Origin of the sequence: Planktotalea sp. (genome assembly GCF_018607995.1) — a bacterium.
Lineage (GTDB): Bacteria > Pseudomonadota > Alphaproteobacteria > Rhodobacterales > Rhodobacteraceae > Planktotalea.
The window spans coordinates 84,415-100,317 of record NZ_JABBAL010000037.1; the positions used below are offsets into that span (position 1 = coordinate 84,415).

A 15,903-nucleotide genomic window follows, 5' to 3' on the forward strand; every position below is an offset into this window, starting at 1 on the left:
AGCGCTTAGTTCTTCGCTTTGTCGACCATCTTGCCTGCGGAAATCCAAGGCATCATGTCACGCAGCTTGCCGCCGACGACTTCGATCTCGTGCTCGTCGTTAGCGCGGCGCGAAGACTTGATTGTTGGCTGACCAACAGCGTTCTCAAGCATAAAGTCGCGTACGAACTTGCCAGACTGAATGTCGCTCAGAACTGCTTTCATGCGGGCCTTTGTCTCGTCGTATGGCAAGATGCGTGGGCCAGAGACGTACTGACCGTATTCAGCGGTGTTGGAGATGGAGTAATCCATGTTCGCGATGCCGCCTTCATAGATCAGGTCCACGATCAACTTTGTCTCGTGCAAGCATTCGAAATACGCCATCTCAGGCTCGTAGCCTGCTTCAACAAGTGTCTCGAAGCCCATGCGAATGAGTTCAACGATACCACCGCAAAGAACAGCCTGCTCACCGAAGAGGTCTGTTTCGCACTCTTCACGGAAGTCCGTTTCGATAATGCCGGAACGACCGCCGCCGATTGCGGAGCAATAGGACAAGCCGATTTCCAGCGCTTTGCCGGATGCGTTTTTGTCTACAGCAACGAGGCATGGCACACCGCCGCCCTTGGTGTATTCGCCGCGCACTGTGTGGCCTGGGCCTTTTGGCGCCATCATGATGACGTCGATGCCTTCTTTTGGCTCGATCAAGCCGAAGTGTACGTTGAGACCGTGGGCGAACGCGATTGCTGCGCCTTCACGGATGTTGTCGTGTACGTACTTTTTGTATGTGTCTGCCTGAAGTTCGTCGGGCATTGTGAACATGATCACGTCCGCCCAAGCCGCAGCTTCAGCGATTTCCATAACTTTGAGGCCTTCGCCTTCAGCTTTTGCTTTGGACGGGGAGCCCTCGCGCAAAGCCACAACGACGTTCTTCGCGCCGCTGTCACGCAGGTTCAACGCATGTGCGTGACCTTGGGAGCCATAGCCGAGAATCGCTACTTTGGCTTCTTTGATGAGGTTAACGTCGCAGTCACGATCATAATAAACGCGCATGTTATTCGTCCTTTTTGATTGGAATCAGATATTGGGTGCAAACTACAGGGTTTGTGGCGTTGAACTTTCATAGTTGGTGATATAATTAATGTTTATCGAATTTTTCATTCTTCAAATTAAGGTAACTCAAGAAATTCATGCTTGATGACGTGGACCGGCGCATATTGCGACAAATGCAGGCAGCGCCAGAACTGCCAAACGCCGAACTCGCCGTGCGTTGCGATCTGACCAGCGCCACTTGCTATCGCCGGATTGAAAAGATGCAGGCGAGCGGGGTCTTGAAGGGCCAACAAGCCGTCATTGACTGGCAGGCGTTGGGGTATGCGGTAGAGGTCAGCTTGCGCATCACGCTCGATAAGACGCAAACTCGCGCTTTTGATGATTTCATCGAAGCAGCTCGCGAAGTACGCCATGTGATCGAGATCCAAACGTTCCTTGGCCGTGTTGACGTGCGTCTTTCCGTTATTTCGCGGGACATGGGCCACTATCAGCAAATCTACCGCGAACAAATTTTAGGCCTGCCGCATATCGCCGACATCGAAGCACTGATGCATGTGGCGCGGATCAAGCAATCAGAAGGTCTTCCCCTATGATCGAGCTTGACGCAATCGACCGCAAGATCCTACGTGCCTTGGCTGAAGATGCGACACTTGGGGCGGGCGCATTAGGCCGGCGGTTCGACATGTCGCAACCCGCAATGTGGCGTCGTGTTAAGCGCTTGCAAGACGCGGGCGCGTTTCGGGCACGGCGCTTGGTTTTGGATGCGGAAAAACTCGGGTTTGGGGTGACGGGTTTCTTGGGGGTGAAGCTTGCCACCAAAGGTCGCGTCAGCCTTGAGGACTTCGAGCGCGCGGTGAGCGCGATCCCCGAAGTGCAAACAATTGAACATGTGCTTGGGATGTATGACTACCGCTTGCGTGTTGTGGCCCGCGACATTCCCGATTTCGAGCGGGTTTTGCGCCGTCGCATCATGACCTTGCCAGGGGCAGGGGATGTGGAGGCGAATGTCTTGCTCAGCGAAGAGCGCAGGCCTGGTCCATTAGGGTGAAATTTCATGAAAACATATATCTAAGTCACTTTTCAACCACAGCCAAAGCGCAGAAAAGCTCCGACCATAGCGCATCTTAGCTCCTATGCTTGAGGGGCTAACAGATGTTTTCGATTGCCACACCAAAGGATGTTTGGCTCATCACAATCGTTCTAGCGCTTTTGATCATGGCGTTATATCCGCGCTCTGAATGGATGTAGGAGTTAACGTTTCTGTGGCTGATGACGATTTCCATCTCATCGCTCACAGTGAGCCAATTTTCCAAACAAGTTCTCAAGGTGCACCCGCTCAACGAAGAACTCAGCTGTTCGGTGGCGCGAGATCGTTTGACCGACGTCTCAACGCGCGATCATTTTTTCGAATGTTGAAGCGATGAGCCGGACGCCTAAGGGGAGTCCTTGATGATGGACATCAATTTTCTCAAGAAAATGAATGACACACACGGGCATCTTATGGGAGATCCGGTGATCAAGCATGCCGCGCAGATTTTGCAGTGTATGCGAAAGTAAACTTTGCCTTTCCCCGCATGGTTTTTTATCTAGGATGAAAGTCAAATTTGGAGGCGCATGCTATGGCATTGCTTGAAAACGTGGACCCGACGGGTCTGGAAGAATTCAGCGTAGTATTTACAGATCGATCCCTGAACTCGATGTCACAGTCGTTCCAAACTGTGATGACCGATATCTCGTCAATGTTGAAAGACGTGTATCAAGCAGAGGCGGTTGTGCTGATCCCTGGTGGCGGATCCTACGGGATGGAAGCGGTGGCACGTCAGTTTGCGCGCGGTGCGGATGTGCTGGTCGTGCGCAACGGCTGGTTTTCTTATCGGTGGAGTCAGATCATTGAAACTGGTGGTTTGACGCAAAAGTGCACGGTAATGAAAGCGCGCCAAACGGGCAACGATACACGCGCACCTTTCGCTCCGGCCCCCATTGATGAGGTTGTGGCAGCGATTCACGCGGAGAAACCTGCGATCGTTTTCGCGCCACACGTAGAAACTTCGGCGGGGGTGATCTTGCCCGATGACTACGTCACAGCACTAGCCACAGCCGCGCATGACGTAGGTGCGTTGATGGTTTTGGATTGCATCGCCTCGGGTTGTGCGTGGATCGATATGAAAGCGACGGGCGTAGACGTATTGATCTCCGCGCCGCAAAAAGGCTGGTCAGCTTCGCCCTCTGCGGGGCTTGTGATGTTGTCAGAACGCGCGGTTGCGCGGTTGGAAGAGACCACATCTGACAGTTTCGCGATTGATTTGAAGAAATGGCATCAGATCATGCAAGCCTATGAAAACGGCGGCCATGCCTATCACGCGACAATGCCAACGGATGCCTTGCGTGCGTTCCGCGATACGATGTTGGAAACGAAAGACTACGGATTTGATAAGTTGCACGATGCGCAATGGCAACTTGGCAACGAAGTACGCGCGTATCTAAAGGGAAAGGGGATTACATCCGTTGCGGCAGATGGATTTGGTGCGCCGGGGGTTGTGGTCAGCTACACGGATGATCCTGCGGTTCAGAATGGCAGCAAGTTTTCCGCCCTTGGTATGCAAATTGCGGCGGGCGTTCCTTTGCAGTGTGATGAGCCGGATGATTTTCGTACGTTCCGTTTGGGTCTGTTCGGTCTCGACAAGCTTTATGATGTGGACGGCACGATGGGACGTCTGCGAAAAGTACTTGATCAAGTTCTTTAACCAAGCACCTTTGCCTTACGTGCTTAGCACGTAAGGCTAGTTTTACCCGCGCGCACCAAGGCCAAGTTGCATGATCGATTTCCTAAGGGGCGCAAAGCTATAGAGTGCGTTCAGTCCTGCTGCGCGCGCATCTCTTAACGGTGGCGCACTTAGCATCGATGTGCGGTTAAGCAATGTAATCCCCGCAATGCGCGTGCGAATATCTGTGATGCGCGCGCTGTGATACGCCGCAAGCATTTCCGCATCACCCAGACGCTCAGGTCGCGCCAGCGCCAAATCTCGCAGCGTTCGAATATCACCGAGCGACATGTTCAAGCCTTGAGCGCCAATTGGCGGCAACACATGCGCAGCTTCCGCGATCAAGGCGATGCGCTCGCCGCTCAAACGCTCTGCGTGTTGACTGATGATCGGCCAAATCGTTCGTTCAGAATTTAGGGTGAGCTGACCCAGAACACCGCAAGATCGCACATTCATAGTCTCTTCAAAGCGGGCCACGTCCAGTTCGGCGAGCGCTTTCGCTTTCGCGCCGTCCTCCATCCACACAATTGCGGAGCTGTGTTTGCCTTCAAAATCAGGCAATGGAACCAAGGTGAAAGGACCGCCTGTGCGGTGAATCTCAGTTGAGACATTCTCATGCGGCTCTGTGTGAGTAACGGAGAAGGCTAGCGCCTTCTGGCCATATCGTGTCGTTTTCACGTCTATTCCAGCGGTCTCACGCATAGGCGATCCGCGCCCGTCTGCAGCGATCACAAGCCGCGTACGAACGCGCGTTCCATCGCTTAGACCAACACGCGCTTCGCCGGTGCGTGTGAACAGGGTTTTCGCACCGACACCCGTTCTGTAAGTCACATTCGACAACGTTTTCAGATGCGTAGCCATTTCGCGACGCAACAGCCAGTTGGGCAGGTTCCACCCGAAAGGCAGCTCTGAAATATCTGCGGCGTTGAATTCCTTAGACATACGCGGCTCAGACACCGGCCCGCCTGCATCAATAATGCGCATGATTTGCAAAGGGGTGGCATGGGCAGATAGGCGATCCCAAAGGCCGATATCATCAAGAAGCTGACGCGCAGGCTGTAAAAACGCTGTGCTGCGCAGGTCTGCACCCGTCGCATTGCGCTCAGTGACCGGCGGCGTGGAGTCTACACAAAGCACGTCAAAGCCAGCTCTCGCCAATGCAGCGGTTGCGGTCAGGCCCGCGATGCCGCCGCCGGAAATGATGATATCGTAATCCATTCTCGCCTCCGCTTATGTCCTAGAGATAGGCGTTTGCGCGTAGTTTTCCACGGGCAAATCGCCGCAATTTCACACCAGAGCGCGCAAGAATGTTGCCAAATCTGCCGTGTGATATTGAATATGGTCCTGTGATACGGCCTCTGGTGCCACATGGACCGTCCGCATTCCGAGCGCATGTGGCACGGTCAGATTGCGTGGATCATCTTCGAACATCGCGGCTGTTTTTGTCAAAACTCCGTCCTTGGTAAAGACCGTTTCAAAGGCTGCACTGTCCGGCTTGGGATGAAAATCCGCGTGCTCTACCCCATAGACAGCATCGAATACACCGCTTAAGCCGCGCGCTTTGAGCACGTTTTCAGCGTAGGGCGCGCATCCATTGGTGTAAACGATCTTGCGATTTGGCAACGCTTTGATTGCGTCGCGCAGTGAGAAATCCGGCGAAAGCACTGTAAAGTCAATGTCATGCACATCTGTCAGGTAGGGCGCCGGATCAACGTTGTGTTCGCGCATCAACCCGGCAAGCGTAGTGCCATGGGTGCGCCAATAGTGTTCGCGCAAGTAATCCGCGCGCGCGCGGTCCACATTCAATTCTTCCATCACATAAGCGGTCATACGCACTTCGATCTGATCAAGCAGGCGCATGTGCGGCGGATAGAGCGTATTATCAAGGTCAAAGACCCATGTGGTCACATCGGAAAAATGGGATTTTGTCATGTGTTGAAACTAACTGGAAACCCAAAGCGCGACAACAGGTTGATCAAAACCAAGGCTGCGCATAGGCTTTGCCAAAGTCGGACAGAGGGAAGTGGTATGAACCAAACGCGCACAGGGCAAACTGATGCTTATTCTCTCATTCTGGAAGCCATTGATATCGGCGTATTCAAGCCCGGTGATCGCTTGGTGGAGAGCGATTTAGCAGACCGATTTGGTGTTTCCCGCACGCCAATTCGTGAGTCTTTACAACGGCTTGAGACGCAAAACCTGTTAGTGCGAGATGGGCGCAGTCTGATTGTTGCCTCACTCTCTCACAATCAAATGTCAGAGCTTTATGTTGTGCGATCAGAGTTGGAAGGCCTCGCTGCGCGTCTTGCGGCGCAGCATGCGAGCGCAGAGGAAATATTGGTTCTGCGTGAAATGGTTGAGGCGGATCGCAAGCTTACGGATGATCCTGCGGCACTTTCGCGTGCGAACCGACGGTTTCACAAACAGATCCATCTTGCTTCGCACAATAGATTTCTTGTGCGTCAACTCGATCTTGTGCACCGCTCAATGGCGCTGATGGCAACCACGTCGCTTGCTGCGGAGGGGCGAGGTGAAGTTGCGATGGAGGAACATCATTCAATCGTCGAAGCCATCGCGAAAGGCGATCAAGAAGCCGCTGGAAAAGCTCTACGGGATCATATTTCGGTAGCCTTTGTCACAAGGCTCAAACTGGATTCCGCTTCCTCTGAATTTGAGTGAACGATTTCAACATCTCTGTGCCCATGCGCGATTTTTCCCAATAGAACGGCTTGGTGATGAGTTCCCACGCGCCCTTGTAAATTGCGAGTGTACCTAGGGCCATATAAGCGCTCATGAAGGGGTCCACGGGATCAAATAGTGATGTAATTCCCCTGAGGCGACAACGATATAGACCGTCGTACTTGTGAACCACATCACGATGAAAGCCACCATTATGGTGTTCAGAAATTCCGCTGGCAGTGCCGCATCCACCCACTGTGGTGCGCCAAAATACAATGCCATGAAGGACCAGATCAGTAGCGCTAACATGTACTGGCTGATGGACGACAGGAAAAATGCCTGAAAGCCCAAGATTTTCCATGCGCCAAGTTCGAACAGGAGGCGAAATGGGCGGCGCATTTGGGTGAAATAGGTGATGAGGTAGCCCTTCAACCAGCGTGAGCGTTGCTTGATCCATGGCCACGCTGTGTTGTTGGCTTCTTCCAACGTCACCGACGAGATGAGCGTGGTCTGATAGCGCGCGCGCGCCAAGTGGATACCAAGATCCGCGTCTTCTGTGACGTTATGCGCGTCCCATCCGTTTAATTTCCCAAACACGTTACGGCAAAAAATGCGCTGGTTTCGCCAAGTGGAATTGCAAACCCCATGCGTGCGATACTAGGTAGGATCAACCGAAACCACGTTGCATATTGCGATAGCAAAGAAACGCGAGAGCGCGTTGGAACGCGCATTATAAAGATCCAAAAATTCTTGAATACATGCGGTTTTTCAGATGTTCGCGCGAATAGCTCGACAACGTCTAAGAGTTGCACAGGATTGGGCGCATCTTTTGCGTCATAGATCCCGATGATATCGCCGCGACAAAACTGCAGCGCATAGTTCATTGCGCGTGGATTTGTGGTGATCCTCCCAGGAGACACAACCAAAATGGGCATCCAATTGGGCAGATTTGTGGTCTCATGATGTGAACGGGTCGGTGTGTCGTTTGCTTCTACGATCAAGATCAGGTCGAGTAGGGTCTTCGGGTAGGTCAGCATGCCAAGGTGGCGAAGGAGGGCTTCTATGATTTCCGTTTCATTGTGAAGTGGGATGAGAAAACTGACCCTTGGAAGTTTTGTCGTCGGTGCCGCTCGGCTTTGTTTTTTGGTTCTTTTACAAAGAGCTGAATGAACGCCGCTGCACTCTTGATTACGATATCTGTGAAGACCATGACCACTGCAAAGCCAAAGATCACTCGATATAGCCCGGCGAAAGTGAGCCATTGCAATGGTAGCGCAAAAATCAACATGGGTAGTGCCAAACGAGGCAAGTTTTGATTTCGGCGGGCAAACTACGACAGCTTAGATCTTCTGGCACACGTGTCTCGGCCTTCATCGCCATGATCGTGCTTGCGCCCACGCGAGTGGTTTCGGTGATATGGCTGCGTGTCGCTATCGCCATTTTCACCGGATGTAGATGAGCGGGCAGGGTTGCCTTGGAATTTTTAAATTGCTCAAGGGAACTTGTGGCAAGGATCGTGGCTTCACCTTCCCTGCGCCGCAGTACGCATTGCAAGCGTAGGCATTGGTGCGGATCCATGTCAGCTTGCGGTGTCAAATCAGGTAAATCCGATTGCATGTCTATGAAAGGGAGCACGTTCTGAATCGCAAGTGTTTCGTATAGACTCTCTTCGCTAATTTGGCCTTGCGAGACGAGCATATGGCCAACTTTGACATCATTCATACATTGATGTCCGAACGCGAGCAGCAAGTCTGACGTTTTGATCAGGCCACGGTCGATAAATAAACGTCCGAGCGGCTGCTTGGTGTGAGGCCGCTGAGCGCGTCCACTAGAGTCAACCAGACGGATTTGGGAAGTGTTCATATGAACGCCAAGTTTCTTAACATAACATGACGTTTATGATGCTGCGTTGGTTAATGGCCTTAGGCGGATTTCTTGTCTGCCATGAACTGCGCGAAGCGTTCGAACAGATAGAAACTGTCCTGTGGACCCGGGCTTGCCTCTGGATGATGTTGTACAGAATAGACGGGCCGATCCGCGAGGCGGATACCGCAATTAGAACCGTCAAATAGCGAAATGTGGCTTTCAATGACGCCGTCCGGCAGCGTTTGACTGTCTACCGCAAATCCATGGTTCATCGACGTGATTTCAACCTTGCCCGTATCATGATCTTTAACAGGGTGGTTCGCACCGTGGTGGCCATGGCCCATCTTGATTGTTTTTGCGCCAACTGCGAGGGCAAGCATCTGATGTCCGAGGCAAATTCCAAACACTGGTAGATCCTTTTGCTCCAATATCTCTTGGATCATAGGCACCGCATAGGTACCCGTTGCGGCGGGATCACCCGGACCGTTGGACAGGAAAACACCATCTGGATTATGTGCCAAAACGTCTTCTGCCGTAGCTGTCGCTGGCAAAACGGTCACATCGCAACCCACAGACGCGAGGCACCGCAGGATATTGCGTTTGGCACCGAAATCGATAGCCACTACCTTATGCTGTGGCGCGGTTTGCGTCGGATACCCATCCGGCCACGCCCACCGCATTTCATTCCAGCGATAGCTTTGCGCACAAGTGACTTCTTTAGCGAGATCCAAGCCCTCAAGCCCGCTAAACGATTTTGCCTGCGCGACCAAAGCCTCAACATCAAAACTACCGTCGGGATCATGCGCAATTGCCGCGTGGGGAGCACCCTGTTGACGGATCATCCGCGTCAAGCGGCGTGTATCGACACCACCAATCGCGATGCGGCCTCGCGCGGCAAGCCAGCCGCCTAATTCTTGCGTGTTGCGCCAGTTTGAAGCTTCGGTCGGGTTCCACTTCACCACCATGCCCGCAGCAACGGGATCTGCTGTTTCGTCGTCCTCAACGTTGGTGCCCGTGTTGCCGATGTGGGGGAAGGTGAAAGTCACGATTTGCCCCGCATAGGAGGGATCGGTCATGATTTCTTGGTAGCCGGTCATCGCCGTGTTGAAGCAAAGTTCCGCGACAGTCGTTCCCGTTGCGCCAAATCCGTGGCCGTAAAACACCGTACCATCAGCAAGTGCTATACAAGCGGTTGGTTTCAAGTTGAAATTTGGTGCAGTCAGTGTTTGAGCAGATGTGGGCATGTGGCAGTTCCCCAAGGTCTGAACGCGCTAAAACGCGAGATAAATCTGCGCGAAACTATGTTCCTGCAAGCATGAGGTCAAGGGAAAGTCTAAAAAACGAAATCCTTTTATATCAGTACTTTAAATAAAAATGCTTCTCTTGCACGAAGACGCGGCATTCACTATGGTCCAGGGCTCTCACCAACCAGGGGATGGGTTCGGAGCACGCTATGCGAGACAAAATTAACAAGTCACTCAAACAAGCCATGCGCGACAAGGCGGCCGATAGGCTCTCGACGCTGCGTTTGATTAATGCTGCAATCAAAGATCGTGATATCGCAGCACGTTCCGAGGGCCAAGATGAAGGCGTAGCCGAGGGTGAAGTCCTAGCCATCCTTGGGAAAATGGCGAAGCAACGGCTTGAGAGCGCGCGTGCATACGAAGAGGGAGGGCGCATAGACCTCGCTGAACGAGAGCGTGCCGAGATTACGGTGATCGAAGAATTCTTGCCGCGTCAACTAAGTGATGAAGAATCTACAGAGGCTGTGAACAGCGCGATCGCTGAGGTCGGTGCAGAATCAATTCGTGATATGGGCAAGGTGATGGGGATTCTTAAATCGCGTTACACCGGTCAGATGGATTTTGGCGCGGTTGGACCTGTGGTCAAAGATCGGCTTTGTGCGGGCTAAAGGTCAGTTCATTTCGCTAAGTTGAAATGCGAGCGGATCACTTTCAGTTTCGTCTCGTCCATGATCTCAAATCTATCAACAAAACGCGTCTTAAAATTCACGCGCCCCCTGCGCGCGCCAAAATTCTCACCATGGTTCAGCAGATAGAGCACAAGAGACTGTTTTTGCTTTTTCAATGAATGTCCACCAAGCGCTGCGAGATACGGAACCATCCTATGTTCGTGTTGGCAGAGATGAGACATAAATTTCATTTGAAGCGCGAACGTATCTTGGTCTACATCATACGGCAGGGCTGCACAGGATCCGCAAAGTTTCCAAAATGCTTTAGCACCAGGCTGGAAAAGCGTTTGCGGGCTGGCTTGCGCAAGTCGATCCCTTTGAACGTCATGCACAATGCCATGGGTCATGAGTGATCCTGTTGGGTTCGTTAAAAGCGTCTCCACCAATTCGGGATGCGCAATGTCGTCCGCGTCAAATGTCATGCAAAGACCCGCGCCCTTCGCTGAACCAGAGAGATGTTTATACAGCTCTGACAGCTTTGACCACTTATCATTTCCAACGACGTCGCGATCAAATTGGAGGTAGCTCACGCGCGCATCATCAGGAAGATCAGGGGCGACCTGACAGCAGACTACAGCGCGCCAATTGTGGTTGGTCTGCGTGGCGAAGCTTGAGAGTGTGGTGTTTAACAACCGCTCAACGACGGACCAGTCTTGAACCATGTCCGGCCCGACGAGGGGAATAAGAAACGTAACATGTTCAGGCGCGTTCCAAGTCTCGCCCTGTTTTTCAGAGCACAGCGTCATTGCCGTCGTTTCAACAGGGTTGTTTGTGCCAAGCTGCAACGGCCTGCCCAAAAGCTTGATCGCCAGAAGTTGCAAAAATCTAGTTTTCTTAGGAATTGCGGGGGTTTGGGACATGACGGCGTTTCCAAAGGGGCGTTATCGTGTGTGACTGCTAAGCATTTCGCACAAATTTGCATAAAGCGCGAGCCGTTCCTCTTCGCTTAGAAAAGCACCGATTTCAACCTCGCGGCCATTGCCAAGCATTGTGACATAGTTTGGCATTGGACCATCGCTTCGGTGCAAGGTCGGTCTGACCCAATAGGTGTTGCAAATCCAATCTTGCACATTGGTCCGTGGATTGTGCCGCACAAGCCGTGTTTCATCGGGTGAAATTGTCAGAACTTCTAGAATGCTACGATCTTTTTGAGACCGGCTTAGCGCGTACCAAATCCCTAGCACGGCGATCATAAGAAAGGGGAGCAGGCCCCAAAGCAGTGTCGTTCCTAACAGCCCGAACAATGGCAAAGTGATCATTGTAAATGTTGCCAGAACAAAAGCAGCCAGGCCCTTTGGTTGCAAAGATTGGTGCGGCCAGAGGGTCAAGGTTTGAACTTTATCAAGCTGTGAAGTTTCAGACCACTGATAGGGCATGGGCGTTTCCGGTTATTTTCTTTGATGCTTCAGACTTAGCGGTGCTTTACCAAAAAGAAAGCCCCAGCGGGATACGCTGGGGCTTTGTAAATCTTCAAATTAACTTGACTTTAGTGCGCCGGTGTTTTGTCCCATTCTTCCTGCTTTGGAAGGATCTCGAACGTATGCTCTGGGGGTGGGCAAGGCAGTGTCCATTCCAGCGTGTCCGCATATTCATTCCATGGGTTGTTCTGTGTGACGCGTGCGCCCCAGCGGATTGCATAGAACATAACGCCAAAGAAGAAGACGAAGGATGCGAAGGAGAGGAACGCGCCCCATGAGGAGACGTAGTTCCAATAAGCAAACGCTTCAGGGTAATCGATATAGCGACGTGGCATGCCCTGACGACCCAAGAAATGCTGTGGGAAGAATGTCACGTTCGCACCGATAAACATCGCCCAGAAGTGCAACTTGCCTGCCCATTCAGGGTACATACGACCTGTCATCTTGGGGAAGTAGAAATAGATGCCCGCGAAGATGGCAAAGACTGCGCCAAGGCTCATCACATAGTGGAAGTGCGCAACAACGTAGTATGTGTCGTGATACGCACGATCCACCGCCGCTTGCGACAGCACGATGCCCGTAACGCCGCCAACTGTGAAGAGGAACAAGAAGCCAAATGCCCAAAGCATGGGTGTTTTGAACTCGATCGAGCCACCCCACATTGTGGCAATCCAGCTGAAGACCTTAACACCAGTCGGCACCGCGATCACCATCGTTGCCAGCATGAAGTAGGACTGCTGTGTCAACGACATACCAACTGTGTACATGTGGTGCGCCCAAACGACGAAGCCCAATGCACCAATCGCGATGATCGCCCAAACCATTGGGAGGTAGCCAAAGACCGGTTTGCGGGAAAACGTTGCGATGACGTGGCTGATAATACCGAAGCCTGGCAAAATGATGATGTAAACTTCAGGGTGACCAAAGAACCAAAGAATATGCTGGTAGAGGATCGGATCACCACCACCTGCTGGATCAAAGAAGGTCGTACCAAAGTTACGATCTGTCAAAAGCATCGTGATCGCGCCCGCAAGCACTGGAAGCGCCAAAAGGATCAACCAAGCTGTGACGAATATCGACCATGAGAACAATGGCACTTTGAACAATGTCATGCCTGGTGCGCGCATGTTCAAGAACGTCGTGATCATGTTGATCGCACCAAGGATCGAGCTGGCACCAGAGACGTGCACTGCGAAGATCGCGAGATCCATCGACATGCCGCCTTCGTTTACTGACAATGGCGGATACAGAACCCAGCCAACGCCCGAGCCAAGCTGGTCATTGCCACCTGGCGCAAGAACGGAACAAACCGCCAGAGCCGTACCCGCAACATACATCCAGTAAGACAGGTTGTTCAAACGCGGGAACGCCATATCCGGCGCGCCAAGCTGCAATGGCATGAAATAGTTGCCGAAGCCGCCAAAAAGCGCGGGAATCACCACGAAGAACATCATCAAGATGCCGTGCCCCGTGATCAAAACGTTCCAGAGGTGGCCGTTGGGCGTACACTCGCTTGCAGCATCTGCGAACATACGCGCGCCTTCAAGACACATGTACTGAACACCTGGCTCCATAAGCTCAAGGCGCATGTAGACGGTGAAAGCGACTGAAATAAAGCCAACAAGCGCTGACGTGATAAGGTATAGGATACCGATGTCTTTGTGGTTCGTAGACATGAACCAGCGGGTAAAGAAACCGCGCTGATCTTCGTGTTCATGGCCTTGAATGGCTGCGTCTGCCATGCGTGCCTCCTGCTGATTTGTACAATAAGCGCGTAAATGTCCCTTCGCGCGCTTGGTATTCCCGACAGGTTTTAGTTTGCTTCAGCCTCGCGTTCAATGTCTGAGTGCGCCTTTAATGGACATTAATTGTCGCACGTACGAGCCGTAAATAGGACCTGCGCGTTGTCGCGCACTCAAAAGCACGCGAAGTGCAAATTTCTAGTTAAGATTGGCGCGTGAAAAAAGATTTTTTACCCAAGAGGCGATTAAGAGGGAAATGTCAGCTCAAAATTGCGCCTCAGGGCGACATCTAAATCGTCCATCGTCACGGGAAGGCCCACATCCACGAGACTGGTCACACCATGCTCCGTGATTCCACAAGGAACGATTCCACTGAAATGGTCTAGATCTGGCTCCACGTTGATGGAAATGCCGTGAAAACTCACCCATTTACGCAAGCGAATCCCAATCGCGGCAATCTTATCTTCGGCCAGTTCACCATTCGCCTGCAAAGGTTTCTCTGGCCTTTGCACCCAAACCCCAACGCGGCCACAGCGCATTTCGCCGACCACATTGAAATCGGCGAGAGTCGCAATCACCCAAGCCTCAAGGTTTTGAACAAAGTCACGCACATCGCGGCCACGTTTGCCCACATCAAGCATGACATAGATTACGCGCTGGCCGGGGCCGTGATAGGTATATTGACCGCCACGCTTAGCGGTATGCACGGGAAAACGATCAGGATCGGTCAGATCGCTCAACTTCGCAGAGGTGCCTGCTGTATATAAGGGCGGATGCTCTAGCAGCCAGATCAGCTCATCCGCGGTACCGTCAGTAATCTGTGCCACGCGCGTTTCCATGCGCGCCACTGCTTCGCTGTAGTCGACTAAACCTTTGGATATTTTCCACTCTACCATGGACCTGCTCTACAATGGCTGGCGGGCAGGCGCAATTCTTTGAAGCTGCACGCGCTCACACCGGTAAGATCCCCGCGTCCTTCAAATCTTTGATACAAGAGCGGCTCGCCGGCAAAACGCGCCCATCCGACAGCGTCCGTAAGGCCTTGTCGCCATAGCACTCCGCTTTGACGATATGCTGCATTGCAGTCCAGTGAGAGCGGTGTATCTGCAGCCCCCCCCCCAACATCGCCAGTTTCACGCATGGCGTCGTCCAAGCGCATCAGGATCAGGGATGCGCCCTTGCTTGTTGTGACCTCACATAGTGATCCTTCACAGACATGGAAATAAACTCACCGCGTTTATGAAGATCTAGACGCTGCAATACGGCGGGTGGCTCAGGGGTGTTGATTTGAGCGTGCGTTGGCTGGCTGGAGATATTGTTAAATACAAATGCAATCACCGCGGCGGTCAAGACAACGGGCCCCATGTGCATCGGTTGCAGCGGTACCCCGAATGCGAGCCAATTGATCATGCTAACCATTAGGCCCACCAAGATCGCGGTGGCAAGTGGGGCCGCAATCCGCGCGGGCCACGGGGAGTTTTGCCCCCTCAAAAGCTCAACAATGCATGGCGAGCTGAGGTGATAACACCAACTGCAAAAGTCAGCGGCACAGTAACCGCCCAATAGGCCAGCCTTGGTCCAAAGGGAATCGCATCCAACGTGCCAAAAGGACCAGAGACAGCCAGCAAAAGAACGACCGCACAGAGGATCATTTGCGCGATCGATTGGCTGAAAATTTCTCGCACTTCACGAAGCGCGTTTTGTATGGGGCTGTGGGTCACGAAGAACCTCCGCATCTGGGCGCATAGACTGATGACGCGCTGGCACCCGTCGCGCACTGCAGTGTCATACTGCGAGTTTATTCAACAGGAAAAGAATTTTAAACATGGATATTACGCCGCTCATGAATGCGCCCCTTATCGTACAAGCACATGTGATTTGCGCAGTGATCGCGCTTGGCATTGTGCCTGTGATGTTGCTTCGACGCAAAGGGGATCGCCTTCACAAGATCATTGGCCGAGTTTGGGTCTCGGCGATGGGGCTGACGGCAATCAGGTCATTCGGCATTATGGATATCCGGCTGATAGGCCCGTTTAGCTATGATCCATGGTCTGTCGTTACTGACGCTTTATTCCTTCATAGGCGCAGTGCTGCAGGCGCATGCAGGGAAAATCGACGCACATAAGAGTCATATCTTGGGTGCGATGGGCGGTCTTGTCGGGTCAGTGGTGTTCACCGTGCTGCCGGATAGAATGATGTCGCAGATCCTGTTTTCAAGCTTTGAGCTTGCAGGTTTCGTCGCGATTCTTACCCTGGGGATCGTGGCGCTCGTGATCTGGCGCAATAGATTGCGTCAGACGATCTAGGCTTTTGTTGGAAGTTTTGCGACATTCACGGCGTTTTGCTCTTGGCATGCGAAATACGCTCCACTATACGGCCCAAACTTGCTGGTTTTGCGGTCGTGGCGGAATTGGTAGACGCGCAGCGTTGAGGTCG

At 52.6% G+C, this 15,903-nt stretch carries 19 protein-coding genes; 7 read left to right on the plus strand and 12 right to left on the minus strand.

The window, feature by feature from the left end:
• Positions 1–5 precede the first annotated feature (5 nt).
• Positions 6–1,028 carry a ketol-acid reductoisomerase gene (gene ilvC / locus QZ280_RS15400; protein WP_293445897.1) on the minus strand — a complete coding sequence of 341 codons (1,023 nt, stop codon included), beginning with the start codon at positions 1,026–1,028 and terminating at the stop codon, positions 6–8.
• 137 nt (positions 1,029–1,165) lie between these two features.
• Between ilvC and QZ280_RS15405 the strand changes: the two genes are divergently transcribed.
• From QZ280_RS15405 to QZ280_RS15415, 4 genes are all read left to right on the plus strand, one after another.
• Positions 1,166–1,621: an Lrp/AsnC family transcriptional regulator gene (locus QZ280_RS15405; RefSeq protein ID WP_293445900.1), complete on the plus strand. Its 456-nt coding sequence runs from the start codon at positions 1,166–1,168 to the stop codon at positions 1,619–1,621.
• Entirely contained in the window at positions 1,618–2,076 is a 459-nt protein-coding gene (locus QZ280_RS15410; protein ID WP_293445902.1) for an Lrp/AsnC family transcriptional regulator, read from the plus strand. The genes QZ280_RS15405 and QZ280_RS15410 overlap by 4 nt, the downstream gene beginning before the upstream one ends.
• 404 nt (positions 2,077–2,480) lie before the next feature.
• Complete coding sequence (locus tag QZ280_RS16525; RefSeq protein ID WP_365734864.1) at positions 2,481–2,585, plus strand: diguanylate cyclase; 105 nt, start codon at positions 2,481–2,483, stop codon at positions 2,583–2,585.
• Between the two features lie 62 nt (positions 2,586–2,647).
• Positions 2,648–3,772: an aminotransferase class V-fold PLP-dependent enzyme gene (locus QZ280_RS15415; RefSeq protein ID WP_293445905.1), complete on the plus strand. Its 1,125-nt coding sequence runs from the start codon at positions 2,648–2,650 to the stop codon at positions 3,770–3,772.
• A 42-nt stretch (positions 3,773–3,814) separates the two neighbouring features.
• Here the strand turns inward: QZ280_RS15415 and QZ280_RS15420 are convergent, their stop codons facing one another.
• Positions 3,815–5,008, minus strand: a complete 1,194-nt coding sequence (locus tag QZ280_RS15420; protein ID WP_293445907.1) for a UbiH/UbiF family hydroxylase — start codon at positions 5,006–5,008, stop codon at positions 3,815–3,817.
• Positions 5,009–5,077: 69 nt separating this feature from the next.
• Entirely contained in the window at positions 5,078–5,722 is a 645-nt protein-coding gene (locus QZ280_RS15425) for a pyrimidine 5'-nucleotidase (protein WP_293445909.1), read from the minus strand.
• 96 nt (positions 5,723–5,818) lie between these two features.
• Here QZ280_RS15425 and QZ280_RS15430 point away from each other — a divergent pair, with 96 nt between their 5' ends.
• Positions 5,819–6,469 (plus strand): GntR family transcriptional regulator, encoded by a 651-nt coding sequence (locus QZ280_RS15430; protein WP_293445911.1) that lies wholly within the window; start codon positions 5,819–5,821, stop codon positions 6,467–6,469.
• A 111-nt stretch (positions 6,470–6,580) separates the two neighbouring features.
• Here QZ280_RS15430 and QZ280_RS15435 read toward each other — a convergent pair whose 3' ends face one another.
• The 3 genes from QZ280_RS15435 to carA all read right to left on the minus strand — a co-directional run bounded on the left by QZ280_RS15435 (position 6,581) and on the right by carA (position 9,579).
• A complete protein-coding gene (locus tag QZ280_RS15435; RefSeq protein ID WP_293445913.1) occupies positions 6,581–7,066 on the minus strand; it encodes a glycosyltransferase in 486 nt (161 codons plus the stop codon).
• Positions 7,067–7,750: 684 nt separating this feature from the next.
• Entirely contained in the window at positions 7,751–8,191 is a 441-nt protein-coding gene (locus QZ280_RS15440) for a hypothetical protein (protein WP_293445915.1), read from the minus strand.
• Positions 8,192–8,391: 200 nt separating this feature from the next.
• Entirely contained in the window at positions 8,392–9,579 is a 1,188-nt protein-coding gene (gene carA / locus QZ280_RS15445; RefSeq protein ID WP_293445918.1) for a glutamine-hydrolyzing carbamoyl-phosphate synthase small subunit, read from the minus strand.
• A 209-nt stretch (positions 9,580–9,788) separates the two neighbouring features.
• Between carA and QZ280_RS15450 the strand changes: the two genes are divergently transcribed.
• On the plus strand, positions 9,789–10,247 hold the full coding sequence (locus QZ280_RS15450; protein WP_293445920.1) for a GatB/YqeY domain-containing protein: 459 nt from the start codon (positions 9,789–9,791) through the stop codon (positions 10,245–10,247).
• Positions 10,248–10,255: 8 nt separating this feature from the next.
• Here the strand turns inward: QZ280_RS15450 and QZ280_RS15455 are convergent, their stop codons facing one another.
• The 6 genes from QZ280_RS15455 to QZ280_RS15475 form a co-directional block, all read right to left on the minus strand.
• The gene (locus QZ280_RS15455; protein ID WP_293445922.1) at positions 10,256–11,167 is read right to left on the minus strand and encodes a hypothetical protein; all 912 of its coding nucleotides are present in this window, start codon (positions 11,165–11,167) and stop codon (positions 10,256–10,258) included.
• A gap of 21 nt (positions 11,168–11,188) precedes the next feature.
• Positions 11,189–11,683, minus strand: coding sequence for a DUF2244 domain-containing protein (locus tag QZ280_RS15460; RefSeq protein ID WP_293445924.1), 495 nt, complete (start codon positions 11,681–11,683; stop codon positions 11,189–11,191).
• Positions 11,684–11,793: 110 nt separating this feature from the next.
• The gene (ctaD, locus tag QZ280_RS15465) at positions 11,794–13,467 is read right to left on the minus strand and encodes a cytochrome c oxidase subunit I (RefSeq protein ID WP_293445926.1); all 1,674 of its coding nucleotides are present in this window, start codon (positions 13,465–13,467) and stop codon (positions 11,794–11,796) included.
• A gap of 245 nt (positions 13,468–13,712) precedes the next feature.
• Positions 13,713–14,363 carry a lipoyl(octanoyl) transferase LipB gene (gene lipB, locus QZ280_RS15470; RefSeq protein WP_293445928.1) on the minus strand — a complete coding sequence of 217 codons (651 nt, stop codon included), beginning with the start codon at positions 14,361–14,363 and terminating at the stop codon, positions 13,713–13,715.
• A 55-nt stretch (positions 14,364–14,418) separates the two neighbouring features.
• On the minus strand, positions 14,419–14,592 hold the full coding sequence (locus tag QZ280_RS16530; protein ID WP_365734865.1) for a LytTR family transcriptional regulator DNA-binding domain-containing protein: 174 nt from the start codon (positions 14,590–14,592) through the stop codon (positions 14,419–14,421).
• Between the two features lie 362 nt (positions 14,593–14,954).
• Positions 14,955–15,188 (minus strand): hypothetical protein, encoded by a 234-nt coding sequence (locus tag QZ280_RS15475; protein ID WP_293445930.1) that lies wholly within the window; start codon positions 15,186–15,188, stop codon positions 14,955–14,957.
• 318 nt (positions 15,189–15,506) lie between these two features.
• Between QZ280_RS15475 and QZ280_RS15480 the strand changes: the two genes are divergently transcribed.
• Positions 15,507–15,773, plus strand: coding sequence for a hypothetical protein (locus tag QZ280_RS15480; protein ID WP_293445932.1), 267 nt, complete (start codon positions 15,507–15,509; stop codon positions 15,771–15,773).
• Positions 15,774–15,903 lie beyond the last annotated feature (130 nt).